Here is a 26,187-nt window from a genome sequence, read left to right on the forward strand (position 1 = left end):
GCGCCTGGCGCCTGGCCTACAGCTCCGGCCACAGCAGCTCCACAGGAGTGCCGAGGAACCGCTCGTAGGGAGCGAACGCGCTAGTGATCGCCGCGCGGGCCGAATCGCTCACAGAGACGAGCGGATCCACCTCGATCCGCTGCCCGGCGCGGGTGAGGGACTTCTTCCGCCAGGTGGCGATCACCCGGCCGGAGCGCACGATAGTCGGCCGGAACACCCCGTTGTTGCCCGGAACGATGGCCTGCGCGTGCGCCGCATCGACCATCAGCCCGCGATCCTTGAAGCCGAGCAGGTACTCATCGAAGCCAGGCAGCGCGCGAACCGTACGCGGCGGTGTCGCGGGTGCATCGAGCAACGCTGGTGGGCAGTACATCTCGACGCCCTCGCAGGTGATTCTCGTGAGCTCATCACCGGCTTCGGCGATCGCCTCCTTCGCCTCGGCGGTGTTCAGTCCGGTCCAGCCCATGAAGTCCTTGCGGGTGGTCGGCCCATGACTGCGGAAGTAGCGGATCGCGAGGGTGGCGAGCGCCTCGGCGCGCCCAGGTCGGGCTGGATCGGGGACCCATTCGTCGAGCAGGACGAAGGTCTGCTCATTGCCGATGCTGGGCGCGATGCAGGTGACGCCGACCTGGCTGGCGTACCACAGGAAGTGGTAGCTGCGCTGCCTCTGCGTGCCGATCCCGGCTTCCTCGAGCACCTGCAGGCACTCCGCCCGCGTCATGCGCCCGCCTCCGGACAGCGCGGCGCCCAGCACATCGACCGCTTTGGTCATCGCTTGGCGGTCAAGGTCATGGTGCTCGTGGCGCCGCTCCGCTCCTTCCAGCACCTTTGCCCCGGTCAGCTCCAGCATCCAGCGGGCATCGCGGGACGGCACGAAGTGCACGGTGCCGCGCATCGGCCACGTCCGCAGCGCCTGCTTGTCCTCGAGCGCTTGCTGGACGTCCTCGATGGTGTGGCCAGGCAGTCGCGCGCCCAATGACCACAGTCCGCTGCCAATATCCTGGGCCTGCATGGCGCCGAACCACTCGACCACCTCGGCGACCGTTCTCGCCTCCGGGGACGACGGGGCGAGCAGCAGGCTGTGCATGCGGCGGGCTAGGACCTCGCGGGGCTTCATCTCCACGGGGTCGGTTCTACTCCCCTGCCCTGACATTCGCCCGCGCGCGCTCGGTCGTGCGCGCATGTGCACCCCTTCACGCGCTCGGGAGGGTGCACAACCGCACGCATCCGCGGGGTTGCACAACGCGATGGCCCGCGCTCCGGTCGGGAGCACGGGCCATCCGATGCAGCTGGGACTGGTTGTGGCTGGGGTCAGAGCAGCGCGCTGGTGACGGTCAGCCCGGGATCCTGGGCGAACACCCAGACCAGCGCGAGCGTGGCACCGGCGAGCGCGATGTCCTTGTTGAAGGAGATCTGCGTGTTCATCTTCGCTGCCGGGTCGGTCTCGGCCCAGAAGTTGTGCATGATGATCGCGGTGGGCACGAGGAACAGGAACAGCAGCGCCGCGCCGATCTCCCCGTAGACGCCGAGCAGGACGCTCAGCCCGCCGACCGCGAGGGCGATCCCGCTGGCGATGGTGGCGGGCTTGGCGAACGGCACGCCCTTGGACTTCGCGTAGCCGGCCATGGCGTCGGCCTGGGCGAGGTGGCCGATGGCGGAGAAGAGGAACAGCGCGCTGAAGAGGATGCGGCCTGCGAGAAGTACGACGTCCATGATGGTTTCCCTATCTGGTGTGGTGCTCGGGCGGTCCTTCCGCCTCGCTGCCCCCAACAACTTAATTGCGTATGCAACTATTTCCGGGGCGAGGGGTGACCTCGGCCACCAGCTGATCCCACTTCTGTGCGGTTCTGCACCCGCTCGGGCGCCCGGGAGGGTGCACAACCGCACCCATCCGAAGGACCGCTAATCCTCGAGGGGCGTGATGTGCATGCGCTGCCCAGAGGGGCCGAAGATGCCGAGGAACTCGACGCCGTCGGGGGTGGCGCTGCCAAACCAGTGCGGCGTGCGGGTATCGAACTCGGCAGCCTCACCGGGCCCGAGGATGTACTCCTGATCACCGAGCAGCAGGCGCAGCTTGCCGCGCAGCACGTAGAACCACTCGTGGCCTGGATGCACGCGTAGTCGCGGGGCGGCAGCGGCACCGGGGTGCGCGGTGGCTCCGGGGAGGACGTGATTGAAGGCGTGCAGCCCGGAGGCTCCGTGGCTGAGCGGCAGGATGGTGCGATCGCCCCGGCGCAGCGGGCGGATATGCACGCGCGGATCACCCGCAGCGGGGGCGCCCACGAGGTCATCGAGCGGAACGTTGTAGGTCCGGGAGAGCGGCAGCAGCAGCTCCAGAGTGGGGCGACGCTGTCCAGATTCGAGGCGCGAGAGGGTGCTCGTCGAGATCCCAGTCTGCGCGGCGACGTCGGCGAGGGTGAGATCGCGCTGGGTGCGCGCGGCGCGCAGTCGGCCCGCTACGGCGGTGAGGGTGTTCTCGACGGTCTCATCCATGCCTGCGAGCTTGCCATACCAGCAACAGGTCTTGCTACACATGAGACCGGGCCCCCAGACTGGAAGCAGGCCCGATCGGGAGAAGCCCAGCGGTGAAGGAGATCCCATGAGCACATACGACGTCGCGATCGTCGGCGGCGGCCCGGCAGGCCTCGCGGCCGCGGTCACGCTTGGCCGCTCCCTGCGATCAGTGATCGTGATCGACGGCGGCGAGCCACGCAATGCCCCAGCGGAGGGAGCGCACAACGTCCTCGGCCAAGAGGGCATCGCGCCCCACGATCTGCTGGTAAAGGGCCGGGCGGAGGCACGCGGCTACGGCGCGGTGATCGTGGACGCAACTGTCGCTCGGGCACGCCCATCAGGCGCGGGAGGCTTCACGCTAGGCCTCGAGGACGGCACTGACATCAGTGCGCGGCGGGTGCTCATAGCTACCGGCATCGTCGATGAGCTGCCATCGGTGCCGGGCTTGCGCGCGCATTGGGGCTCGCGGCTTTTGCACTGCCCGTACTGCCACGGGTGGGAGGCGCGCGGGCAAGCGATCGGGGTGCTCGCGACCGGGCCGATGGCGATGCACCAGGCGCTGCTGTTCCGCCAGCTCAGCGACTCGGTGACGGTGTTCGTGCACGAGCGGGAGGCCTTCGCCGCGGATGAGCGCGAGCAGCTCGACGCCCTCGGTATCGCTGTGGTGCCGGGCCCGGTGCGGGAGGTCGGTGGCGATGGGCCGCTGCGCCTGCTCCTCGGCGACGGGAGCAGCTGGGAGGTGGACGCGCTCGCGGTGGCGCCCCGCTTCCTGGCGCGGGTTGACGTCTATGAGCAGCTGGGCGGGGTGGCGTCCGAGCATCCGATGGGCCGGTTCATCGAGACCGACCCGATGGGCCGCACGGAGGTGGAGGGCGTGTGGGCGGCTGGCAACGTGCGCGATCTCAAGGCGATGGTGACCGCATCGGCCGGGGACGGAGTGGCGGTCGCGGCAGGGCTGAACGCGGATCTCGTGGCCGAGGATGTACGCGGTGCCGTGGCGCGGAGGCGCTCAGCGACCGTCGCATAGAGCGACACATACGTCATGTGACTCGGCTGTCAGGTTTCCAGGGGAGGCTGATCCTGGGTCCCGCCGTCGAGGGCGCCGCTGTCGAGCTGGGCGATGGACCGCAGGGTGGCGGCGGGATCATCGCCCAGTCCGATGAAGAGGCTCTCGAGCAGGGGCGCGAGCACCTTCGCCACGCCGCCGGGCCGGGTGATGTATCCGCCGAGCTCGAGCATCGTGTAGCCGTGGATGGCCGACCACCATTGGGTGGCCACGCGCACGGGGCTTGCCGGGCGGAACCTGCCGTCGTCGAGAGCTCGCTGGACGGCCTCGAGCACGAGGCCGAAGGTCTCGGCCCTGCCGATCCGGAGCTCGTCGGGGGCGTGCCTGCGGTATGGGCCGAGCGATGCTGCGCCGAACATGATGGCGTACAGATTTCCGTTGGCCCGGGCGTTGGTGAGGTACGCGCGCGTCAGCCCGGCGATGTCGGCCACCGGGTCATCGGTGCTCCCGACGCTGGCCATGGCCTCGGCGAGCCTGGTGAACGCCTCCTCGACGACGGCTTCGACGAGCGTGGCGATCGAGCCGAAGTGCGTATAGACGGCCATGGTTGACGTGCTTGCCTCCGCGGCGACTCGCCTGGTGGTCAGCGCCGCGGGCCCCTCCTCCGCGAGCAGCCGAGCGGCACCGTCGAGCAGCTTCTGGCGCATGTGATGGCTATCCCGTGTTCGTGCCATGCCTTCCATCCTTGCATCGCACCTGCTATAACAAACGTTATACCAAGCGTCTAGGAGCAACTGTGAGAAGAACCTTCACGGGCAAGGCAACATGGCTGGCCCTCGCGATCGTCTGCGTCGTCTACGCCCCCATGGCGATCGAGTACATGTGGACCTTCTTCGGCATGCGCAGCCCGCAACTGTGGATCAGCGCTTTCTCGCAGGTGGTTGGAGAGAGCCGCGCCACCGGGCCCGGATCGGTGGAGCACGAGCAGGCCGCCGCCTATGCAGCGAACCGCATCGCGCTGCTGCTGCACACCACGACGGGGGGCCTGGCGATCCTGCTGGCCATCGCGCAGTTCAGCACCCGCCTGCGTGCCCGCCACCTCGTACTGCACCGCGCCACCGGGCGCGTGTTCGCCGGCCTCGTGCTGATCAGCATGATCACATCGATGATCTACCTCGTGCGCGTCGGCCCCGCGGGCACCTTCGACGGGCCTGCCTTCCACCTGCAGCTCTGGTTCCTCGCGATCGGCACGCTCGCCGCGACCATCGCTGCGGTGGTGGCGATCCGGGCGCGCCAGCTCTGGATGCACCAGAGCCTGATGGCCTACGCCTTCGCGCTGCTGCTGACCGCTCCCCTGCTTCGCGTGCAGTACATGCTCTACGGCGCGCTGGATCCCGCGTACTCGCAGGAGCTCACCAACATGATGGGTGCGATCGTGCTCGGTTTCGCCGCGGTGACCGGCGCGATCCTCGCGTCCCGGCATTTCAGCACGCCGGGAAAGGCACCAGTGGCAGCAGTGGGACGGATCGATCAGGTCGCCTGGGCATCGTCCCTGCTCGGCACCGGGATGATCGTGGCCCTGCATCACCGGTGGATCGGTGACGTGACGATCCTGACCGCGACCCTCGTGGCGAGCTTCGTGGTGTTCCTCGGTGGCTTCGTGCTCGCCGAGAACATCGCTGGCCGCGGGACGGATCAGCGGGCCCTCGCCGACTGGCGGATCCATCGAAGGGCGCTCACGCTCGCTCCGCCGATGTTCCTCGCCCTCTGGCTGGTGTATTCGATCCCGTTCACCGCGCTCGAGGCATTCCACGGCGCCGCGCTGACCGCCCCGCCCGCCGTGCTGACCGTCGGGCTAGTCGTCGTTCTCGCCCAGCGCCGTGTTTCGCGCCGTCCGAGTCACCGCCGAGCAGGCTCCGACTCCTCAGTGGCGGTGGGCGCCCAGCCGGGCCCGCGGAACAGGTAGCCCGCCCGGTCCCGCCACGACCGGGAGCCGCGAACATCCCGCCAGATCGCGACGAACTCGTGGGTGGCCACGCGCAGCGGATTGTAGGTGTTGATGTTCTTGGTCAATCCGTAGCGCACGCGCTCGCCCTCCGGCTCGAAGGTGCCGAACAGCCGGTCCCAGACGATGAGGATGCCACCGTAGTTCTTGTCGAGGTACTGCGGATTGGTGCCGTGGTGCACGCGGTGGTGCGACGGGGTGTTGAGCACGTACTCGATCGGTGCCCAGAGCTTCCCTACTCGCTCGGTGTGGATGAAGAACTGGTAGAGCAGGTTCCAGGACTGCGCGAGGAGGATCATCCACGGCGGGAAGCCGAGCAGCGCCAGCGGCAGCCAGTAGGGCATCGACGAGAACGGCGTCCAGGGCTGGCGCAGGGCGGTGGAGAGGTTGTAGTACTCGCTGGAGTGGTGCACCACGTGGCTCGCCCAGAACACCCGGATGGTGTGGTGGGTGCGGTGGTACCAGTAGTAGAGGAAGTCGTCGAGGAAGAACAGCACCACCCACGTCAGCGGGTTCGCGGGATCGACCTGCAACGGGGTGAGCAGGTACGCGGCGGCGTAGATCGCGACGACGGCGAGCTTCCAGCCGATGTTGATGACGACGTTGCCCAGGCCCATGGTGATGCTGGTGCGGGCATCGCGCAGGTCGTAGCCGCGCTGGTCCTCGTCGGGGCGCCAGCGGAACGAGAACGCCTCGATGGCAAGCATCAGCACGAAGACAGGCACAGCGTGCAGGATCAGATCGAACATCTCACGGCTCCAGGATCGGTGCGAGCAGGCGCTCGGTGAGCGCCTTGGCCCGGTCTCCGTCGCGGTCGGCGATCAGGCGGGCGAGGGCGAGGTGGTTGTCGCGGTCGGCGTACTCCGTGACGAGGGCGGGGATGCGCTCCACCCCGATGGCGGAGATCCCGCTGACAAGGGTGTTGAGGCCGAGGCGGAACGCGATGTTGTGGGTCCCGTCGATGACGGCCTCCCAGAAAGCCAGGTCGGCGGAGGTCAGCTCGGCAACGGTTGCGGGGCCGGCCGGGTAGCCGTCGGCGGTGGCGAGCACGCGCGCGAGCTCGTCACCGGTGGCGGTGGTGGCGCACAGCAGTGCCGCGTCGGCGGCAACGGTGGCGCGCAGGGCGAGAATGTCGCGCAGCACCCGGTCGGCGGGCACCGCGCCACTGATGGCCAGCGCGTGGAGCACCTCGAGCCCGGCGGTGTGGCGCCAGTCCTCGATGCGGGTCTTGCCGCCCTGGGCGATGCGAATGAGGCCGACTTGCTGCACGCGCTTGAGCGCTTCGCGGATGGCGTGGCGGTTGACCGCGAAGGCGACGGCGAGCTCGCGCTCGGAGGGCAGCGCGTCACCTGGTGCGGCACGGCCGGAGAGGATCTCGTCGACGAGCGCGGCGAACACCGTGTCGGAGACGGCGGCGCGGGCGACGGGAGCGATGTCCATGCCGTCAAGAATGACCCACGCCCGGCTCACCTGTCAACTGGTTGGACCAGTTGGGTTTCTGCGGCAAGCCGGTGCCGGAGCCGCACCTGCGCGACCCCTCGGACCTCGCCCCCCGCCCCTCGCCCCTCGCGAGTGGAAACTTCTCCCGCCCCAACCGGGAAAAGTTTCCACTCGCGGCGACCAGCCGAGGCCAGACCAGCCGAGGGCCAGGCCAGCCGGGCGACCAGCCGAGGCCAGCAGCAGTGGCACGAGCACCCCGGCTGGATCGTGCTCGCCTAGCCGCCTCGGAGCATGCCCCTACCTGCGAGCGGGCAGCTTCAGCAGCGCGTTCTCCACCGCCTCGGGCAGCGCGGGGTGGATCCAGTACTGCCCGCGCGCCAGCGAGCGCGCCTCGAAACCGAGGCTCATCGCCTGGATGAGCGGCTGGATCAACGTTGCGGCCTGCGCCCCGAGGATGTGCGCGCCCACGAGCTGCCCGGTCGCGCGGTCGGCGATGAGCTTGACGAAGCCGTCCTTGTCCTCCATCGCCCACCCGTAGGCGACGTCGGCGTAGTCCTGCACGGCGACGTCGATGTCGATCCCGGCGGCGTGGGCGCCGGCCTCGGTCAGCCCGACCGAGGCGATCTGCGGGGCGCTGAACACCGCGTGCGGCACGAACCGGTGATCGGTGACGGCGAGGTCGTTCGGGTTGAGCAGGTTGTGCTGCACGACGCGCTGCTCGTGGTTGGCGACGTGCTTGAGCCCCCACGGCGAGGAGATGTCGCCGAGCGCCCAGATGCCGTCGATGCTGGTGCGCTGGTGCTCGTCGACGGCGATGCGCCCGTCGCTGGTGGTGCGGATGCCCGCGGCCGGCACATCGAGCAGATCCGTGTTGGGCGTGCGGCCCACCGCGATGAGCACGGCGTCGGTGTCGAGCAACTCCTCGCCCGCCGGTCCCTCGAGGGTGAGCCTGGTGCCGCGGTCGAGGGCCTCGGCGCGGACGGTCTTGCGAGCGAGTCGGGTGTCCCAGCGCGCGGAGGCGATGTCGGTGAAGCGCTCGGCGATGTCGGCGTCCTCCCCGCGCAGCAGCGTCGAGGACCGCGCGATCAGTGTCACCTCGACACCGAGGGCGCTGAAGACGTGAGCGAACTCCGCCGCGACGAATCCGCCGCCGATGATGGCGAGGCGCTTCGGGAGCTCGGGCACGCGCATGATGGTGTCGCTGGTGTGGTAGTCGATCTCGTCGAGCCCCGCGATGCCGGGGATGGTGGGTCGCGACCCCGCGGCGATGACGATCTCATCGGCGGTGATGGTGGTGGCGCGGCCACCGCCGTTGGGCTCGATGCCGAGCTCCTTGGCGCCGGTGAAGCGGGCCGTTCCCGCGAACACCGTGACGTTGCTGTTGTCCGCGTGGCCGCTGCGGTACTCGCGCCCGCTGGCCTCGATGGGATCGATGCGGCCAAAGACCCGCTCCTGGATCGCCGTCCAGTCGACCTCTTCGACCGTGGTGCCGAGGCCGAAGCGCGCGCCGTGGCGCGCCGCGTGCGCGAGATCGGCGGTGTGGACGAGCATCTTCGTGGGGATGCAACCCGCGTTGAGGCAGGTCCCGCCGAAGGATCCGCGCTCGATGACGGCGATGCGCTTGCTGCTGAATCGCTCGTCGATGATGGAGTTGCCCGACCCTGTGCCGATGATCGCGAGATCGAAATGCTGCATGTGCTTGGCCTTCCTCGCCCCCCTCGGGGCCTGATGATGGGATCAGGCTGCTACAACGTGGCCTGGGGTGCTTCCATGCCGTGTTTGTCGCTGATCAGACAATCACCGTTGCATCCGGGGCCATCATGGCACGGGCCCGGTCACCTCGGCGACAGTCCGGGACTGCCCGGTAGCGTGGCCAGTGTTGTGCCGCAGGAGACCCTGGCAAGCAGCGAAGGAGCACCCCCATGCAAGGACAGTCACGCGAGGGCCGCGTCATCACCGGTGGGGCCGTGCAGTTCCCCGGCCCCGATGGCGTGATGCTCGCCGGCCACGTCGATGTGCCGGATGGGCCCGCGCAGGCGTTCGCCGTGTTCGCCCACGCGTTCACCTTCAGCAAGGACACCGTCGCCGCGTCGCGCATCGCGCGAGCCCTGACCGAGTCCGGGATCGCGGTGCTGCGCTTCGACTTCGCCGGGCTCGGCTCGTCGGAGGGCGATTTCTCCGAGACGAGCTTCAGCTCCAACATCGCCGACATCGATGCGGCCGCGAATTTCCTGCGCGAGCACTACGAGGCGCCGTCGATCCTGATCGGCCACTCCCTCGGCGGGTCCGCGGTGCTCGGCGCGGCGCACCGCATCGCCGAGGTCCGGGCGGTGGTCACCCTCGGCGCGCCCGCCGATCCCGCGCATGTCGCGCACTTGTTCGATGAGTCGCGGGAGGAGATCGAGGAGTGCGGGCACGCCACGGTCACTCTGGCCGGGCGCAAGTTCACCATTCGCCGCGAGTTCCTCGAGGACATCCAGTCGCAGCCGCAGCACGATCGCATCCGGGGCCTCGACGCGGCACTGCTGATCCTGCACTCCCCGATCGATGAGATCGTCGCCATCGACAATGCCCGGCAGATCTACGACACCGCCCGGCACCCGAAGTCGTTCGTCACCGTCGATGGGGCGAACCACTTGCTCACCGATCGGCGCGATGCGGCCTACGTGGCGTCGATCATCGCTGCCTGGTCCTCGCGCTACACCCGCACGGAGCAGCCCCCCGCTCCCGCCGAGCCCGACCTCGCCGCGCCGCAGGGCACCGTCACCGTCACCGAGGCCAACGAGGGCATCTACGCCCAGCACATCGCGGCGGGAAAGCACCGCCTGCGCGCCGATGAGCCCGAGCCGATCGGCGATGACACCGGGCCCTCCCCGTATGACCTGCTGCTCGCCTCGCTCGGCTCGTGCACGTCGATGACCATCCGCATGTACGCCAATCGCAAGAACTGGCCGCTCGACGGCGTGCATGTGGCGCTGCGGCACTCGCGCGTCCATGCCAAGGATTGCGAGGCCTGCGAGACCACCAAGGGCTACATCGACCACATCGAGCGGGATATCCGCATCACCGGCGACCTCGACGCCGACCAGCGGGCCCGGCTGATGGAGATCGCTGATCGCTGCCCCGTGCACCGCACCCTGCACTCGGAGATCCACGTCAGCACGCGCGAGGCCCCGTGAGGCCCTAGGCCACGCCGGAACGCGCGATGACGAAATCGTGGAAGGCTTGCACGGCTGGCGGCTGGGGCGCAGCCGCGCTGCGGACGAGGCCGACGTCGCGGGTGGCGCGGGCACCGGCGAGCGGGATCTGCACGAGCCCCTCGGGTAGCAGCGGGTGCTGCTCGATGGGCATGAGGGCAACCCCGAGGCCCGCGGCGACCATCCCGGCGATGGTGAGCAGCTCGGAGGTCTCGAAGGTGATGCGGGGCCGGAAGCCGGCGGTGGCGCAGTGCTCCTCGAGGATGCGTCGCATGCCGTAGCCGTGGTGCATGGTGATGAACGGCTCGGCGGCCGCCTCGGCGAGGTCGACGGCCTGGCGGGAGGCGAGGGGGTGGTCGTCGGGCACGGCGAGGGCGAGCTGCTGCTCGATGAGCTGGGTCCAGGCGATGCCGGTGTCGTGCGGCCGGGGGGAGACGATGCCGAGGTCGAGGGTGCCGTCGAGCACCCGGTCGGTGATGGTGGAGGCGGCATCCTGGGCGAGGGTGAAGGTGACGCGCGGCTCGGTGGCGCGGAACTCGCGGATCAGCCGCGGGACGAGCCAGGAGCCGAAGGAGTGGAGGAACCCGAGCCGCACGGTGCCCAGCGCGGGGTTGGCGAGGTCGGCGATGCGTCGGCGGGCGGTATCGAGCTCGGCGGAGGCGCGTCGGGCGTGGTCGAGGAGGATGCGTCCGGCGGCGGTGATCACGAGGTGGTGTCCTCGCCGGTCGAACAGCGTGGCGCCGAGGTCGGTCTCGAGGCGGCGGAGCCTGCGGGAGAGGGTGGGCTGGGCGATGCCGAGCTCGTCGGCGGCGGCGGAGACCTGGCCGTGCTCGGCGATGGCGATGAACTCGTGAAGCGCGTCACTCGTCCGTGCTGCCATGATCACCCCCAACTGCTGGTATGCCGCTTCTGCATGCACTCTAGCGGTTCCATGTATTTTCCTTCACCGCCTGGGGTGGTCGACGATTGCCTGCATGGCCCCGATGATCACCGCGCAGGCGACCGCGCCCCATGCCACGCCGCATGGGGTGGACTCGCGCGGGTACCGGGCCATCACCGTGGCCTTGTTCATTGCCGGGGTCACCACCTTCGGGTCGATGTACTCGACGCAAGCGGTGCTGCCCGAGCTCTCCCGAGCGTTCGGGGTGGCTCCCGCGACCTCAGCGCTCGCGATGTCGGTGACCACCGGGGCCCTCGCGCTCGCGATCATCCCGGCGAGCGCGATGTCCTCGCGGTTCGGCCGCACCCGCGTGATGACGATTTCCGCGATCGCCGCCGCGGTGATCGGCCTGCTCGTGCCGCTCTCCCCCACGCTTTCCACGATCCTGGTGCTGCGCGCCCTGCAGGGCCTCGCCCTAGCGGGAGTGCCCGCGGTGGCGATGGCCTACCTGGCCGAGGAGATCGAGGGCGCTTCCCTCGGCCAGGCGATGGGCCGCTACATCGCGGGCACGACCGTCGGCGCGCTGCTCGGGCGGATCCTCGCCTTCGGGCTGCTCGACGTGACGTCCTGGCGGTGGGCGCTCGAGGCGACCGCGCTGGTAGCCGCGGCCAGCGCCATCGTGATGATGCGGATGCTGCCCCGCTCGCGCATGTTCGTCGCCCGCCCCGTCTCCCTGCGCGCCACCGCCAGCCAGGCCTGGGGCCACCTGCGCGATACGCGGATGCTCGCGCTCTTCGGCGTCAGCTTCCTGCTGATGGGCGCGTTCGTGTCGATGTACAACTTCCTCGGCTACCGGCTGCTCGGGGAGCCATTCGGGCTTGCCCCCGCCCTCGCGGGACTGGTGTTCCTGTTCTATCTCTCGGGGACCGTGTCCTCACCCCGCGCCGGGCGCCTCGCTGACCGGTTCGGCCGGCGCGGGGTGCTGCTCGGCGCGATCACGCTGATGCTCGTCGGTGCCGCGCTGTCGCTGCCCCCCATGCTGCCAACGTTGCTCGCCGGGATCGCAGTGCTGACCACCGGGTTCTTCGCCGCTCACGCCGTGGCATCGAGCTGGGTGGGCGTGCTCGCTCGACGCGACCGGGCGGAAGCATCGTCGCTGTACCTCGCGGCGTACTACACCGGTTCCGCGGTGCTCGGTGGCGGCGCGGGCATCATGTTCGGCCATGGCGGCTGGGCAGGGCTCATCGTCCACGTCGCGGTGTGCGTGGTGCTCGCGCTCGTCCTCGTCCTGTGCGCGCTGCCGCGCTCGGTCGCCCGGCGCGGCTAGCGGCGTTGCGCGCCTGCCTGGCGCGCCGGGATCTGCTGGTGATTGTCACGCGACACGCCGCGACACGCCAACGCCGGGCGTGACAATCGCTAGCAGATTCACCCGCCGCCACCAGGAACGCTGCCCCGGTGGAAGCACCTAGCCCCGCGCGCCCTCCAGCGACCGGGCACCATCGCCCAGAACAACGTCCACCTGGGCCGCGCCGATCCTGACAGCCGTGCGCAGGAGCTGCTCGTCCCGCTCCCCGGTACCGACCATGGGCGCGGTGTCGGGCGGCCTGATCACGGAAAAGGCCGGGCTGGGCCGGCCAAGGATCTCCTCGAGCTGCTCGGCACGCTCGGCGCGGCCCGTCCAGGCCTGCACGGCAGCGCGGGATTGCCGCGCGAGGTATCCGTGGACGGCCAGCACCTCCATCAGCGCGGAGAGCCCGCTGTTGCCGGCGAGGGCGTGGGCGGCGCTGCGGGTGCGCAGCACGAGCACATGCGTCGCGCCCCAGGCGAGCGCGGAGCCGAGCGGAACGGATTCGGCGAGGCCGCCGTCGAGGTAGCGCTGGCCGCCGAGGTGCACGGGCGGCCCGGCCACCAGGGGCAGCGCGCAGCTTGCCCGCAGTGCTGCCCTGATCCCGGCGGGCGTGCGGGTGTGTCGGTGCAGGTCGGTGGCGGCGCCGGTAGCTAGCTCGGTCGCCACCGGATGCAGGGTGGTGTGGTGCGCCCCGATCGCGGCGAAATCCATCGGGGCGATGGTGGTGTAGATCGTCTCGACGAGATGCTCGATGTCGAAGGCCCGGCCGCCGGTGAGCAGGCGGCGCGGCTCGAGGATGCGGTGCACAACGCGCGGCTCCCACCACGTCCAGAGGTGCTCGTTGGCGGTCCCGGCGAGGAACCAGGCGGCGTTGAGCGCCCCGGCGGAGGTGCCAAAAACAGCATCGAAGGCGGTGCTGTAGCCGAGCTTCTCCAGAGTGGCGACCATGCCGCCCGAGTAGGAGCCACGCGCTCCCCCGCCCTCGATGACGAGCGCGACCTTGTGGTCGTCCGCGCGATCGCGCGCGGTCGAGGCGAAGGCACGGCGATGCCGCAGGATATCGAGGACGGTGCGCTGCGGGCGGGAGAAGCTGTGCATGAGACGTAACGTAGCGGTTATCGTCCAACCCTGCTGCAACGATGGTTACTCGACTCGTGAACTTTCCGCGCCACTCGGTTACCGGCACGTTGCGGGGCACGGCTCGTTTGCGTGGTCGTCGGCCCGCCGCGCCTACTGCGCCGCGGCCCCGAACCACCTGCGCAGCGCATGCTCCAGATCCTGCTGGTCCTCGCCCGCCCAGGCGATGTGTCCGTCGGGGCGCAGCAGCAGCGCGGGCACGCCTACCTCGGGGCTGGTGTCGACGAGGTGGTCCACCCGTCCTGCCCATCCCGCGACCGAGAGCATGCCTGCCTGGTCAAGCAGCATGCCCCGGCCGTTGTGCAGGTGCTCGTAGAGCCGACCATGCTCGAGCTCGAGGTTCCGCAGGCGCTTGCCCACGAGCTCGTGCCCGTCACCGAGGTCGTAGCGGACCCCGAGCGCGGTGATCTTCTCCGTGAGGTAGCGGTTGACCTCGTCGATGTCCATGAGTTCAGCGATCAGGCGCCGCACGGCTCGCGGGCCGGGCTCGGTGGAGAGCAGTTGCATCTGCGCGCGGGTGTTGTCGAGCACATCCGCGGCGACCGGGTGCCGCTCGGCATGGTAGGTCTCCAGCAGCCCGCCCAGCGCCCAGCCGTTGATCTCGGCGGCGAGCTTCCAGCCGAGATTGAACGCGTCCTGGATCCCCAGGTTGAGGCCTTGCCCGCCCACCGGCGGGTGGATGTGCGCGGCGTCGCCGGCGAGCAGCGCTCGCCCCACCTGGTAGCGATCGGCCTGGCGGGTGGCGTCGCCGAACCGGGAGAGCCATCGTGGTGAGTGCGCGCCCAGGTCGGTGCCCGCGGTAGCCCGGAGCTGCTCGGCGAACTCGGTCAGCGTCGGTGGCGCCGAGCGATCCCCGGCCACACCGGCGGCAGGCACGATGACGCGGTACGCACCGTCGCCAAGAGGCATCGCGCCGAACCGCTTCTCGGTCTCGCGGACCCGGCTCGTCACTGCCACCACGGTCTCGAGCGGCTCGCTGAGCTCCATCTCCCCGAGCAGCGTCTCGACCCGCGAGGGCTCGCCGTCAAAGCCCACGCCGAGCAGCTTGCGCACCGCGGAGCGCCCGCCGTCGCAGCCGACGAGGTAGCGGGCCCGCAGCTCGTGACCATCGGCGAGCCCCACAGTCACTCCGGCCTCGTCCTGCTCCAGGCTGGTGAGCTCGCGGCCCCGCCACACCTGCGCGCCCCGCTCGAGGGCGCTCTCGGCGAGCAACCGGTCGGTGATGGTCTGCGGGATGCCGAGCACGTAGCCGTGCGCGGTATCGAGGTGCTCGGGGGCGGGCTTGGCGATACCGGCGAAGAACCCGCCCAGCGGATGCTTCTGGCCCTTGTCGAGGAAGGGCCCGAGCATGCCCCGCTGATCCAGGATCTCGAGGGAGCGTGCATGCAGTCCGAGCGCGCGGACGAACGGAGGCGGCTCGGCATCCCGCTCGACGATCAGCACGTCCACCCCGTGCAGCCGCAGCTCCCGAGCCAGCATCAGCCCCGTCGGCCCCGCCCCCGCGATGATCACATCAACCATGGAATCCCCCTGCTCACCGGGGCCGCGCCGCCGCGTGCCCACACCTTGAACGGTGATTGTGCGCCACCACCGGGGCCTTGCCGCAAGGCCCCCAGTGCGCTATAGATTGAAGGGGGCAGGGAACGTCAGTCGTTTCCTGCCGTTGCTGTCTTCCGGGGAGCATCAGCGCGCGACGAGGACTACGGTGGAGGCGTCCACGATCAGCGCGGAGTCTTTGATTCCCTGCATCCCCGAGGAGCGCAATGAAGATTGGCATCATCATCGGTTCGATTCGTGACGACCGCAAGGGAGCGCTTGTTGGCTCCTGGGTGAGCGGGGCCGCGAAGGCGCGCGATGATGCCGACTTCGTGGTGATCGACCTGAAGGCATTCGACGTTCCGCTGCTTACCTCAGCGACCGTTCCGGGGGCGGCGAACCGGCAGTACGATTCCGAGGCCGTCACCGCCTGGGGCGCGGCGATCGATGAGTGCGACGGCTTTGTGTTCGTCACTCCCGAGTACAACCACAGTGTCCCCGGCGGGTTCAAGAACGCGTTCGACAGCATCGGTCCCGAGTGGAAGGGCAAGACCGTCGCGTTTGTCTCCTACGGCGCCGACGGAGGCGTGCGCGCGGTGGAGCATTGGCGCCAGATCACCGCGAACTTCCAGATGCATGACGTGCGGGCGCAGGTCGCGCTCGGCCTGTTCACCGATTTCGACGAGGCCGGACTAGCCCTGCAGGACCGCCGCGAGGGCGAGCTCGCGACGCTCCTCGACCAGCTCGTGTCGTTGACCGAGCGCCTCTGCTGACACTGGGTCCCCTCTCTCACCGTGACGTTTCGTGCTGGTACGACGGTTCACGGGCCGCTCCGAGGAAGATCATTCTGCTGTGATTCACGTCACTAAATCGGCGATTTGGGCGTAGTGTCGGAAGTAGCGGCAACACAGAGTTGTGGTGCCTTTGTGGTGAGCCAAGGAGGGCTAATGACTTCATCGGATTCGCTGCACGAGACTCCCGTCTCGCAGTGGCACGACAAGAAGCGCTACTGGTGGATGCTCGGGATGGCGGTCCCTGCCTTGTTCCTTGTGGGAATGGGTTTCGTCGCGCTGTACAACAGTCTCGGCTGGACGACCGCGGCATCGATCTCCTGGTGGATCGGCCCGATCCTCGTCTACATGATCATTCCCTTGATCGACATCGCTCTCGGTCCGGACGGCTCGAACCCGCCGGATGACTGGATGGAGAAGCTGGAGAACGACAAGTACTACCGGTACATCCTCTACGCCTACACCCCGATCCAGTACACCGGCTTCGTCTTCGCCTGCTATTTCGTCACGGCCAGCAACCCGAGCTGGATCGGCTATGACGGACCGCTATCGTTGATCGACAAGTTCGGCGTGATGGCCACGATGGCGATGATCGGCGGCATCGGCATCAATACCGCCCATGAGCTCGGCCATAAGAAGGTCCAGCTCGAGCGCTGGCTGTCGAAGATCACCCTCGCGCAGACCTTCTACGGGCACTTCTACGTCGAGCACAACCGCGGCCACCACGTCCGCGTCGCCACGCCGGAGGACCCCGCGAGCGCGAGGTTCGGCGAGAACTTCTGGATGTTCCTCCCCCGCACCGTGTGGGGCAGCCTCAAGTCGGCCTGGCACCTCGAGCAGCAACGCTTCGACCGGATGGGCAAGAGCCCGTGGTCCATCAAGAACGATGTGCTCAACGCCTGGCTGATGTCGGTGGTGCTGTGGGGCGCGATGGTCGCGATCTTCGGCTGGGCCGTGCTGCCGTGGATCATCCTCCAGGCCGTCTGGGGATTCTCGCTGCTCGAGGTGGTCAACTACCTGGAGCACTACGGCCTGGTTCGGCAGAAGACCGCGAGCGGGCGCTATGAGCGGTGCGCGCCGTCGCACTCGTGGAATAGCGACCACATCTGCACCAACGTGTTCCTGTACCACCTGCAGCGACACAGCGACCACCACGCCTACCCCACCCGCCGCTACCAGATCCTGCGCTCCTGGGACGGCGCGCCGAGCCTGCCCAGCGGCTACGCCAGCATGATCGTGCTGGCCTACTTCCCGCCGCTGTGGCGCCGCGTCATGGACAAGCGCGTGCTCGCCCACTACGGCGGTGACATCACCAAGGCGAACATCTATCCGCCCAAGCGGGAGAAGATCCTCGCCAAGTACGGCGCCGGAAACGCTGACGGAGGGAACTCTGGCGACGAGAAGCCGGGCGCAGGGAACTCAGGCTCAGGGGAATCCTGACCCACCCACCGCCGCGCTGACGGTGCCCTCCTGGTCCACGCCGACCGGGAGGGCATTGTCGTCGCGGGGCACAATGGCAGGCATGAAAGGCATGACGCGCGAGCATCGCATCGCTGGAGCCCTCTACCTGCTTGCCGCCGCGGTGGTGATCGGCGGCATGGTGCTCTATGCCAGCATCGGCATCGACCTCGAGGAGGCCGTGCGCGACGGCACGATGGCCTCCTACCTCGAAGCCGCCTCGGGCAGCGCCGCCCTGGTGCTCAACTACGGCATGTGGATCGTCACCGCTCTGCTCGTCGCGCTCGGCTCGGTAGCGCTGGCCGTGGGAAGCCGGACGCTAGCCTCGGCCCTGGGTGCTGCCGTCGCCGTGATCGCTGCCGCGGTCGCGCTGCCGACGTACCTGCTCGCGATGACCCTCGTGGTGGCCGCGGCCGACGAGGGCGCCGTCGATCTCGCGAGCGTGCTGGGATGGATGGCCTCCCGCGCCGACTGGACCACCACGGCGCTGCTGCTCGGCCTCGCGCCCGCCTTGCTGAGCTGGTCGGGCCCGTGGGCTCCCGGCTGGATGCGATTGCTGGGCGTCGCCTCGGCCGCGTGCGGGGCAGTGGCGATCGCTGTGCTGCCCATCGAGTCGCTCGCTCCCGCCGGATATGCCGTGCTGGTCACGGGCCCGATGTGGCTCCTGGCCGCCGGGGTGGTGCTCGTCAGCCCTTCGCGCGGCGTTGCCCGCGCAGCCGGCGGCGCAGGGCCGAGTACTCCTCCGGATCGATCTCGCCATTGACGAGGCGCCGGTCGAGCAGTTGCTCCGCGGTCGGCGCCGAGGGATCGCTCGCTCCGCTGCGGATCAGCACGATCATCGCCCACACGAGAACAGCGAGCAGCGCGATCCACACCACCGGCATCAGCATCATCCAGGACCACCCGGCCCCATCCCACCCAAGCATCATCGCCGACACCCCTTTCCTCGTCCGCGCTCTCGATCCTCCCTGCGCGGACGGGCCCAGCTTCAGAGCCGCCGGTCATGGAAAGCGGGGCCAACTGGCCGGGATCATGGGGGCATAGGTCCCTTCGGCCGTTCCTGCGGGGGGTGGCCGTGCCGCGTCTTGTAGGCACGCAGGTACCCGTCGACGGCGGTGGGCAGGGTGGGAAAGATCTGCTCCTCGCCGATCTTGCCGAGCAGGCCCGCGGCGTCGAGGTCGGCGCGCAGCTCCTGCTTGACGCGCGCGAGGGCGAGGGTGATGCCCCGTTTCTCGAGCTCCACGCGCATCTCCTCGAGCATGTCGGTGGCGGTCAGGTCGATCTCGATCATCGCCTCGGCGTTGAGGACGAGCCATTCGGTGGGGGTGGGCGCGGAATCGACGGCGGCGACGGCGCGGCGGTGGAAGTCGGCGGCGTTGGCGAAGAACAGGGGCGCGTCGTAGCGGTAGACGACCAGGCCAGGCATGCGGCGGGCGTTGGGGTAGTCATCGATATCGTGCATTCCCGCGAGGCCGGGCACCTGGCCAAGGATTCCGTCGTGGGGCCGGGCGACACGACGCAGCAGGTCGAGGATCGACAGCACGATGGCGACGATGACGCCGTAGAGCACGCCGAGCAGCAGCACGGAGAAGGTGGTAACGAGAGCGAGGACGAGCTCGCTGGACCGGTAGGCGGCGATGCGGCGGAACTCGCGGACATCGATCAGTCGGGTGGCGGCGAAGACAACGAGCGCGCCGAGGGCGGCGGTGGGGAACAGCTCGAGGATCGGGCCGCCCGCGTAGAGGACGACGATCACGACCGCGAGCGCAGCGAGGGAGTGCAGCTGGGTGCGGCTTCCGATCGAGTCGCCGAGCGCGGTTCGGCTCGCGCTGCTGCTGACGGGGAAGCCGTTGATCGCCGCGGCCCCGAGGTTGGCGCTGCCGAGGGCAAGCAGCTCCTTGTTGGCGTCGATGCGGTAGTTGTTGCGGGCGGCGAATGATCGCGCGGTGAGCACGTTGTCGGAGTAGCCGACGATGGCCACGCCCACTGCGGGCAGCAGCAGGGCGCTCAGGTCGTCACCGGTGATCGAGGGCAACGAGGGGGCGGGCAGCCCCTGCGGGACCGCGCCGACGACAGCAATGCCGATATCGCGCAGCGAGAAGACCGCGGTGACCACGGCGGCGAGGATGACCGCGATGAGCGGGATCGGCAGGAGCGGCCAGCGGGCGTGCGCGGCGAGCAGGAACACGGTGGTCGCCGCGGCGAGGGTAAAGGTCGGCCAGTGGATATCGCCGATCAGCCCGAGGAAGGACAGCGCGCGGTCGGTCGCCGAGTCGCCGTCGACGGGGGTGCCGGTGATGGTGCCGAGCTGGCTGACGATCATGATCAGCGCGATGCCTGCCATGTAGCCGACGAGCACGGGGCGCGAGAGCAGATCGGCGAGGAACCCGAGCCTGGCTGCCCAGCCAAGGATGCAGGCGATGCCCACGAGCAGGGCGAGCAGCGCGGCGAGGCTAGCGTAGCGGGCGGGGTCCCCGGCGGCGAGGGGGCCGATCGCCACGGCTGTCATCAGTGCCGTAGTAGATTCCGGCCCCACCGAGAGCTGCCGCGAGGTGCCGAGGATCGCGTAGATCACCAGCGCGGCGCCGATGGCCCACAGCCCCACCACCGGAGGCAGCCCAGCGACGGCGGCATAGGCCATGACCTGTGGAATGAGGTAGGCCGCGACGGTGATGCCGGCGAGCACGTCGGCCCGGAGCCAGCGCCGCTGGTAGTGGCGCAGGGCTACGACGTTGCGTGGCACCTCGTTTGCCGTGGCCATGTCGACACTCCCGGCTCGAGAATTGTGGCGTTCTCGTGATCCTGCCATGCCCGGGCGGCCGCAGGGCAGGTCTTCGCTCGCCCCATCGCCATATCAAGCAGCGTTGCTTGTTTCTTTTGGACAAAACGGCGGGACTGTGATGCACGATGCACGTTCTCGCGCTATCGTCAGCGAGGTATACAGATCACACGTTTGTGTCTGCGTGTGTCCGTTTCGCTGGAGAGGACAAAGGTGTCGTCAGCAGAAGTTGTTCCAGAGAGCCCCGTGAGCGAGTGGCGCGACAAGAAGCGCTACTGGTGGACGCTGGGCATGCTTGTTCCCGGCGCGATGATCATCGTGCTCGGCCTCGTCTGGGGGCTCAACCAGATCGGCCTCACATCCGTCACGCACGTGCTGTGGTGGGCAGGGCCCATCCTCGTGTACATCCTCATCCCGCTCATCGATATCTTCCTGGGTCCCGACGGCGAGAACCCGCCGGAGGAATGGATGGAGCGGCTCGACAATGACAAGTACTACCGGTACATCCTCTACGCCTACATCCCCCTGCAGTACATCACGTTCTTCATGGCGATGTACCTGATCACCGCTAGTGACCTGGGCTGGCTCGGCTTCGACGGCGGCCTCGGCGTCATCGACAAGATCGGCCTGGCCATCAGCATCTCCTTCGTCGGTGGCATCGGCATCAACACCGCCCACGAGCTCGGCCACAAGAAGGAGAACCTCGAGCGCTGGCTGTCGAAGATCACCCTCGCGCAGACCTTCTACGGGCACTTCTACGTCGAGCACAACCGCGGCCACCACGTCCGCGTCGCCACGCCCGAGGACCCCGCGAGCTCGCGCCTCGGCGAGAGTTTCTGGGCTTTCTGGCCCCGCACCGTGTGGGGCAGCCTCAAGTCGTCGTGGCACCTCGAGAAGACCCGTTTCGAGCGCATGGGCAAGAGCCCGTGGTCCATCAAGAACGATGTGCTCAACGCCTGGCTGATGTCGGTGGTGCTGTTCGGTTCCACCATCGCCATATTCGGCACCGAGGTGATCCCCTACCTGATCCTGCAGACGATCCTGGGGTTCTCGCTGCTGGAGGTCGTGAACTACCTCGAGCACTACGGCCTGGTGCGCCAGAAGACCGCGAGCGGGCGCTACGAGCGCTGCTCCCCGCAGCACAGCTGGAACAGCGACCACATCTGCACCAACGTGTTCCTGTACCACCTGCAGCGACACAGCGACCACCACGCCTACCCCACCCGCCGCTACCAGATCCTGCGCTCCTGGGACGGCGCGCCCAACCTGCCCAGCGGCTACGCCAGCATGATGGTGCTCGCGTACTTCCCGCCGCTGTGGCGCCGCGTCATGGACAAGCGCGTGCTCGCCCACTACAACGGCGACATCACCAGGGCCAACATCCACCCCCGCAAGCGCGAGAAGTACCTCGCCCAGTACGGGGCCACGGCTAGCCACAACAGCTAGCAAGCACCCTCACCGCCTCCGGGGCCAGCGCACGCCGCGCTGGCCCCGGACTTGTTTCGCTGTCCGCCGCCGCGGACTGGTCTGTCTGCTTGGTGGCAAAGTGTGGCGCGGATCGCTTGGGCGCCGGTAGTTTCGAAACCATGGGCCTACCCCCACTGGCGACCACGCTGCCCGCGGACCCCGCGCGTATCGTGCCAACGCGCGAGGCGGCGCACGAGCTGATCACCAACCGTGTCACCGCCACCTCGGCCGGCCCAACGGTCGGCGCCGAGATCGAATGGCTCGTGCTCGACCCCTCCGATCCCGGCCGCAGGCCCGCCTACGCTGATATCCGGGCCGCCCTGGGCCCCTGGGCGCCACCGCTCGGCGGGCGCTCGGCTCCCCTGCCTGGCGGCTCGGTCGTCACCATCGAGCCCGGTGGTCAGATCGAGCTATCGAGCGCGCCGTCACCGACCGCCCGCGAGCTCCTCGCCGCGCTGCACAGCGACGCGCGCCTGCTCGCCGCGAGGCTCCACGGCCATGGCCTCGTGCTCGGCTGCGCCGCCGCGGACACCGGCCGGGAGCCCAAGCGGATCCTCGACGCGCCCCGCTACCGCGCCATGGAGGCGGTGTTCGATCGCAACGGGCCAATGGGGCGGATCATGATGAACAACACCGCTGCGGTGCAGCCCTGCGTCGGCCCAGGCACCACCGCAGCCGAATCAGAGGCGCGGTGGCAAATGCTCAACGCCATCGGACCGGCCCTGATCGCCGCGTTCGCCGCGTCTCCCCGGGTGGCGGGCGGCGCGGCGGGCCAGTGGGCCTCGCAGCGCATGCGCGCCTGGTTCACCCTCGATCCGGCCCGCACGAGGCTGCCCGCGGGATGCACCCTCGCTGACGGCTACGCGACGTGGGCGCTCGAGGTCCCGCTGCTGTGCGTGCGCTCCGAGCACGAGGACTGGGCCGCACCACCTGGCCTGGACCTAGGCTCCTGGATCGAGCAGGGCGCTTCATCCCCGATCGGGCGCGCGCCCGCCGTCGCCGACGTCGACTACCACCTCACGACCCTCTTCCCCCCAGTGCGGCCCAAGGGATTCTTCGAGATCCGCTATCTCGACCAGCAGCCTGACCAGCGGTGGGACATCCCCGTCGCCGTCGTCGCGGCACTGGTCTCCTCCCCCGGGCTCGTCGATCGGGCCCATGCCCTTGCCGAGCCGACAGCCACCTCGTGGGCGCGGGCAGCCCGGCTCGGCACCAGCGACCCCGCCCTCGCCCGCGCGGCAGGCGACCTGCTCATGCTGGCCGCCCATCATTGCGACGACACCACCCTCGCGTCCCGGATCGAGCAAGCAGCCCGGCGCCGCAACACCACCGCACGAGCAGGAGCGACGTGACGACCGACCAGCCAGTGCACCCGCACTCGACCAGCCCGTCCCCCAGCAGCGTCCGCGAGCGCATCGCCACCACCCTCGAGCGTGCGCGCGCCCGCAGCACCCTGCTCACCGATGCTGTCGACGAGGGCGACCTCGTCGCGCAGCATTCGCCCCTGATGAGCCCGCTCGTGTGGGACCTCGCGCACATCGGCAACCAGGAGGAGCTGTGGCTCGTCCGCGATGTCGGCGGGCGCGAGCCCCTGCGCGCGGACATCGACGAGCTCTATGACGCCTTCCAGCATCCTCGGGCCACGCGCCCCCGGCTGCCGCTGCTCGGCCCGCGCGAGGCCCGCGACTACGTGCGCGTCGTCCGCGACAAGACCCTTGATGTGCTCGATGCGACACCGCTCGAGGGCGCGCCCCTGATCGAGGGCGGCTTCGCGTTCGGCATGATCGCCCAGCACGAGCAGCAGCACGACGAGACCATGCTCGCCACCCACCAGCTGCGCCGCGGCGAGCCCGTCCTCGCCGACCCCGAGCCGCCCCGCGCCCGCGCCGACGCCACCGGTCGCGTTGTCGTGACCGCCGGACCCTGCGAGATCGGCACTGATCACGAGCCCTGGGCGCTGGACAACGAGCGACCCGCCCACACGATGTGGATCGACGAGTTCGCCATCGCCCGCGCCCCGGTCACCTGCGGCGAGTACGTCGAGTTCATCGCCGACGGCGGGTACGAGCGCCCCGCCCTGTGGTCGAGCGAGGGCTGGCAGTACCGGCAGGACGCGAGCCTCGCCGCGCCCCTGTTCTGGCGCCGCGAGGGCGAGCAATGGTGGCGGCGGCGCTTCGGCCGCGACGAGCCCGTGCCCGTCGACGAGCCGGTGATGCACGTGTGCTTCCACGAGGCCGAGGCGTTCGCCCGGTGGGCCGGGGCACGCCTGCCCACCGAGCACGAGTGGGAGAAGGCAGCCCGCTTCGACCCCGCGACCGGACGATCCCGCCGCTACCCGTGGGGGGACGCCAACCCCACCGCCGAGCATGCCAACCTCGGGCAGCGCCACGTCCGTCCCGCGCCGGTGGGCGCCTATCCCGCCGGCGCCTCGCCGCTCGGGGTGCAGCAGCTCATCGGGGACGTGTGGGAATGGACGTCCTCGCACTTCCTGCCCTACCCCGGCTTCCGGTTCTTCCCCTACGCCGAGTACTCCGAGGTGTTCTTCGGCCCCGATCACAGGGTGCTGCGCGGCGGATCGTTCGGCACCGACGAGGTCGCCATCCGTGGCACGTTCCGCAACTGGGACTACCCGATCCGCCGGCAGATCTTCGCTGGCCTGCGCCTCGCCTGGGACACCGGCAGCGCCGGGCCGCGCTGATGTGCCGGCATCTCGCCCGCATCGGCGGGCCCATCGCGGCGGGCGATGTGACAGCCCGGGGAGCGCACTCCCTGGCGCGGCAGGCCCACGCGCCCCGGTTCATGCGCGGCACCGGCACCCTCAATGTCGATGGCTACGGCGTGGCCTGGGGCGGAGGCGATGGGTGGCGCTCGTACCGGCGGGCCATGCCGCCGTGGGCGGATCCCTCGGGCGAGACCGTTCTCGGGGCCATCACCGCGCCTGCCGTGATGGCGGTAGTGCGGGGCGCCACCACGGGCATGCCCCTGAGCGAATCCGCCTGCGCCCCGTTCATCAGTGATGGCTGGGCGTTCTCCCACAACGGGTATGCCACCGGCTGGCCCGGCAGCCTCGAGCCGCTCGCCGCGGAGATCCCGCTCGCCGACCTGATGACCCTCGAGGCTTCGGTGGACTCGGCGGTGCTGTGGGCCTGGTTGCGACACCGCCTGCGCTCCGATGAGGATCCCGCCGCCCTGCTGCCGGAGCTCGTGGCCCGCGTCGCCGAGGCCGCGCCCGGCTCCCGGATGAACCTCCTGCTCAGCGACGGCACCCACATCCTCGCCACCGCCTGGGGGCACAGCCTCGCCTGGTGGCGCGATGGCGGGGAGATCGTCGTGGCCAGCGAGCCCACCGATGACGCGCCCGGCTGGCAATGGCTGCCCGACGGGCACCTGCTCATTGCCCGGCCCGATCGCGTGGAGACCATCGCCATCCCCAGCACGGCCAGCCCGCCGCCCTGAACTCCCTGCCCCTGCACCGGCCCCAGCCCCCTGCATCCCCCTGCATCCCACGATTCGGAGAACCATGGTGAACAGCACGCAGCGCCTCGACGTCCATCTCGCCGACGACGCCCGCGCGGAAGCGCTCGTCGCGGACGTGCGGGCCGGGCTCGCCGCCCAGCCCCGCTCCCTGCCTCCGAAATGGTTCTACGACGCCACCGGCAGCGAGCTGTTCGAGCAGATCACGCGACTGCCCGAGTACTACCCCACCCGCACCGAGAAGGCCCTGCTCGCCGACTGCGCCCCCGAGATCGCCTCGATCACCGGGGCGCGCACCATCGTCGAGCTGGGTTCGGGGTCCTCGGAGAAGACCCGGCTGCTGCTCGATGCGCTCGATCAAGCCGGCACCCTCGCCACCTACGTCGCCCAGGACGTCTCCCCCGCCGCGCTCGCCTCAGCGATGGCCGAGCTCGAGAAGGACTATCCGCGCCTAGCCGTGCACGGGGTGGTCAGTGACTTCTCCGCCGGCGGGTTCCGCGACGGGCTGCGCTTCGTCCCCGAGTACCCCGATCGCATGATGGTCTTCCTCGGTGGCACCATCGGCACCCTCGACCCCATCGAGCGGGCCGCGTTCCTCGCCGCGATGCGCGAATCCCTGCACCCCGGCGAGCATGTGCTCATCGGAGCCGGGCTCATCCTCGACGAGGCCACCATGGTCGCCGCCTACGACGATGACGCCGGGGTGACCGCGGAGTTCAACCGCAACGTGCTCGCCGTGATGAACCGGGAGCTCGGCGCGGACTTCCCCGTCGAGGAATTCGAGCACGTCGCGGTGTGGGACGCGAGCGCGCAGTGGATCGAGATGCGGCTGCGGGCGCGCTCGGCGATCGCGGTGCGCATCCCCGGCGCCGGGCTCGATGTCGACCTCGCCGCCGGGGAGGAGATCCGCACCGAGGTCTCCGCGAAGTTCGACCTGCTCTCGCTGTCCGCCGAGATGGCCTCGCAGGGCCTGCCGGTGGCGCACGCGTGGCAGGATCCGGACTCGCGGTTCGCGCTGCTGCTCGCGCGCGTCGAGTAGCGCGCTGCTGGCCGACCGGGCCGATCGTGAAGACCTGGCCACGTCCCGCGTGGCTCGATCTTCATGATCGAACGGGACATAACGATGCATCGCCACCCCTCGTCCGTGTCCGATTT

24 protein-coding genes are annotated in these 26,187 nt (G+C 69.5%); 12 read left to right on the forward strand and 12 right to left on the reverse strand.

Features of this window, described 5'->3' with window-relative positions; genetic code table 11:
* Positions 1-16: 16 nt before the first annotated feature.
* From HT102_RS09670 to HT102_RS09680, 3 genes are all read right to left on the reverse strand, one after another.
* Positions 17-1,117 carry a winged helix DNA-binding domain-containing protein gene (locus HT102_RS09670; protein WP_225443498.1) on the reverse strand — a complete coding sequence of 367 codons (1,101 nt, stop codon included), beginning with the start codon at positions 1,115-1,117 and terminating at the stop codon, positions 17-19.
* Between the two features lie 194 nt (positions 1,118-1,311).
* On the reverse strand, positions 1,312-1,713 hold the full coding sequence (locus tag HT102_RS09675) for a DoxX family protein (protein WP_192039222.1): 402 nt from the start codon (positions 1,711-1,713) through the stop codon (positions 1,312-1,314).
* A gap of 189 nt (positions 1,714-1,902) precedes the next feature.
* Positions 1,903-2,493 carry a helix-turn-helix transcriptional regulator gene (locus HT102_RS09680; RefSeq protein WP_192039223.1) on the reverse strand — a complete coding sequence of 197 codons (591 nt, stop codon included), beginning with the start codon at positions 2,491-2,493 and terminating at the stop codon, positions 1,903-1,905.
* Positions 2,494-2,599: 106 nt separating this feature from the next.
* On the opposite strand from HT102_RS09680, the gene HT102_RS09685 reads away from it, so the two are divergent.
* The gene (locus HT102_RS09685; RefSeq protein WP_192039224.1) at positions 2,600-3,541 is read left to right on the forward strand and encodes an NAD(P)/FAD-dependent oxidoreductase; all 942 of its coding nucleotides are present in this window, start codon (positions 2,600-2,602) and stop codon (positions 3,539-3,541) included.
* A 29-nt stretch (positions 3,542-3,570) separates the two neighbouring features.
* On the opposite strand, the gene HT102_RS09690 is transcribed toward HT102_RS09685, so the two are convergent.
* Positions 3,571-4,254: a TetR/AcrR family transcriptional regulator gene (locus HT102_RS09690; RefSeq protein WP_192039225.1), complete on the reverse strand. Its 684-nt coding sequence runs from the start codon at positions 4,252-4,254 to the stop codon at positions 3,571-3,573.
* A gap of 62 nt (positions 4,255-4,316) precedes the next feature.
* Here HT102_RS09690 and HT102_RS09695 point away from each other — a divergent pair, with 62 nt between their 5' ends.
* Complete coding sequence (locus HT102_RS09695) at positions 4,317-5,486, forward strand: DUF2306 domain-containing protein (RefSeq protein ID WP_192039226.1); 1,170 nt, start codon at positions 4,317-4,319, stop codon at positions 5,484-5,486.
* On the opposite strand, the gene HT102_RS09700 is transcribed toward HT102_RS09695, so the two are convergent.
* The 3 genes from HT102_RS09700 to HT102_RS09710 all read right to left on the reverse strand — a co-directional run bounded on the left by HT102_RS09700 (position 5,420) and on the right by HT102_RS09710 (position 8,660).
* Entirely contained in the window at positions 5,420-6,274 is an 855-nt protein-coding gene (locus HT102_RS09700) for a sterol desaturase family protein (RefSeq protein ID WP_192039227.1), read from the reverse strand. The two genes, HT102_RS09695 and HT102_RS09700, sit on opposite strands and share 67 nt — an antisense overlap.
* A gap of 1 nt (position 6,275) precedes the next feature.
* Entirely contained in the window at positions 6,276-6,965 is a 690-nt protein-coding gene (locus tag HT102_RS09705) for a FadR/GntR family transcriptional regulator (RefSeq protein ID WP_192039228.1), read from the reverse strand.
* Between the two features lie 297 nt (positions 6,966-7,262).
* Entirely contained in the window at positions 7,263-8,660 is a 1,398-nt protein-coding gene (locus HT102_RS09710) for a mycothione reductase (protein WP_192039229.1), read from the reverse strand.
* A gap of 227 nt (positions 8,661-8,887) precedes the next feature.
* Here HT102_RS09710 and HT102_RS09715 point away from each other — a divergent pair, with 227 nt between their 5' ends.
* Positions 8,888-10,144 carry a bifunctional alpha/beta hydrolase/OsmC family protein gene (locus HT102_RS09715; protein WP_225443478.1) on the forward strand — a complete coding sequence of 419 codons (1,257 nt, stop codon included), beginning with the start codon at positions 8,888-8,890 and terminating at the stop codon, positions 10,142-10,144.
* Between the two features lie 4 nt (positions 10,145-10,148).
* On the opposite strand, the gene HT102_RS09720 is transcribed toward HT102_RS09715, so the two are convergent.
* Positions 10,149-11,042 carry a LysR family transcriptional regulator gene (locus tag HT102_RS09720; RefSeq protein ID WP_192039230.1) on the reverse strand — a complete coding sequence of 298 codons (894 nt, stop codon included), beginning with the start codon at positions 11,040-11,042 and terminating at the stop codon, positions 10,149-10,151.
* A gap of 103 nt (positions 11,043-11,145) precedes the next feature.
* On the opposite strand from HT102_RS09720, the gene HT102_RS09725 reads away from it, so the two are divergent.
* Complete coding sequence (locus HT102_RS09725; RefSeq protein ID WP_192039387.1) at positions 11,146-12,369, forward strand: MFS transporter; 1,224 nt, start codon at positions 11,146-11,148, stop codon at positions 12,367-12,369.
* A gap of 138 nt (positions 12,370-12,507) precedes the next feature.
* Here HT102_RS09725 and HT102_RS09730 read toward each other — a convergent pair whose 3' ends face one another.
* Both HT102_RS09730 and rox read right to left on the reverse strand, forming a co-directional pair.
* Entirely contained in the window at positions 12,508-13,488 is a 981-nt protein-coding gene (locus HT102_RS09730; protein WP_192039231.1) for a patatin-like phospholipase family protein, read from the reverse strand.
* A 132-nt stretch (positions 13,489-13,620) separates the two neighbouring features.
* Positions 13,621-15,048 carry a rifampin monooxygenase gene (gene rox / locus HT102_RS09735; protein WP_192039232.1) on the reverse strand — a complete coding sequence of 476 codons (1,428 nt, stop codon included), beginning with the start codon at positions 15,046-15,048 and terminating at the stop codon, positions 13,621-13,623.
* A 242-nt stretch (positions 15,049-15,290) separates the two neighbouring features.
* On the opposite strand from rox, the gene HT102_RS09740 reads away from it, so the two are divergent.
* The 3 genes from HT102_RS09740 to HT102_RS09750 all read left to right on the forward strand — a co-directional run bounded on the left by HT102_RS09740 (position 15,291) and on the right by HT102_RS09750 (position 18,075).
* A complete protein-coding gene (locus tag HT102_RS09740; protein WP_192039233.1) occupies positions 15,291-15,836 on the forward strand; it encodes an NADPH-dependent FMN reductase in 546 nt (181 codons plus the stop codon).
* Positions 15,837-16,010: 174 nt separating this feature from the next.
* A complete protein-coding gene (locus tag HT102_RS09745; RefSeq protein WP_192039234.1) occupies positions 16,011-17,294 on the forward strand; it encodes an alkane 1-monooxygenase in 1,284 nt (427 codons plus the stop codon).
* An 82-nt stretch (positions 17,295-17,376) separates the two neighbouring features.
* Positions 17,377-18,075, forward strand: a complete 699-nt coding sequence (locus HT102_RS09750; protein ID WP_192039235.1) for a hypothetical protein — start codon at positions 17,377-17,379, stop codon at positions 18,073-18,075.
* Here the strand turns inward: HT102_RS09750 and HT102_RS09755 are convergent.
* Together HT102_RS09755 and HT102_RS09760 are read right to left on the reverse strand one after the other, a co-directional pair.
* On the reverse strand, positions 17,999-18,250 hold the full coding sequence (locus HT102_RS09755) for an SHOCT domain-containing protein (RefSeq protein ID WP_408611341.1): 252 nt from the start codon (positions 18,248-18,250) through the stop codon (positions 17,999-18,001). The two genes, HT102_RS09750 and HT102_RS09755, sit on opposite strands and share 77 nt — an antisense overlap.
* A gap of 92 nt (positions 18,251-18,342) precedes the next feature.
* A complete protein-coding gene (locus HT102_RS09760; RefSeq protein ID WP_192039236.1) occupies positions 18,343-20,073 on the reverse strand; it encodes a SulP family inorganic anion transporter in 1,731 nt (576 codons plus the stop codon).
* A gap of 309 nt (positions 20,074-20,382) precedes the next feature.
* On the opposite strand from HT102_RS09760, the gene HT102_RS09765 reads away from it, so the two are divergent.
* The 5 genes from HT102_RS09765 to egtD all read left to right on the forward strand — a co-directional run bounded on the left by HT102_RS09765 (position 20,383) and on the right by egtD (position 26,071).
* Positions 20,383-21,537, forward strand: coding sequence for an alkane 1-monooxygenase (locus tag HT102_RS09765; protein WP_225443501.1), 1,155 nt, complete (start codon positions 20,383-20,385; stop codon positions 21,535-21,537).
* Positions 21,538-21,677: 140 nt separating this feature from the next.
* The gene (locus HT102_RS09770; protein ID WP_192039238.1) at positions 21,678-22,910 is read left to right on the forward strand and encodes a glutamate-cysteine ligase family protein; all 1,233 of its coding nucleotides are present in this window, start codon (positions 21,678-21,680) and stop codon (positions 22,908-22,910) included.
* Positions 22,907-24,256: an ergothioneine biosynthesis protein EgtB gene (egtB, locus tag HT102_RS09775; RefSeq protein WP_192039239.1), complete on the forward strand. Its 1,350-nt coding sequence runs from the start codon at positions 22,907-22,909 to the stop codon at positions 24,254-24,256. Before HT102_RS09770 ends, egtB begins: the two co-directional genes overlap by 4 nt.
* A complete protein-coding gene (gene egtC, locus HT102_RS09780) occupies positions 24,256-25,014 on the forward strand; it encodes an ergothioneine biosynthesis protein EgtC (protein ID WP_192039240.1) in 759 nt (252 codons plus the stop codon). The genes egtB and egtC overlap by 1 nt, the downstream gene beginning before the upstream one ends.
* Positions 25,015-25,078: 64 nt before the next feature.
* Positions 25,079-26,071, forward strand: a complete 993-nt coding sequence (egtD, locus tag HT102_RS09785) for an L-histidine N(alpha)-methyltransferase (RefSeq protein WP_192039241.1) — start codon at positions 25,079-25,081, stop codon at positions 26,069-26,071.
* Positions 26,072-26,187: the final 116 nt, after the last annotated feature.

The sequence above is a fragment of the Lolliginicoccus lacisalsi genome (assembly GCF_014841105.1).
Classification (GTDB): Bacteria; Actinomycetota; Actinomycetes; order Mycobacteriales; family Mycobacteriaceae; genus Lolliginicoccus; species Lolliginicoccus lacisalsi.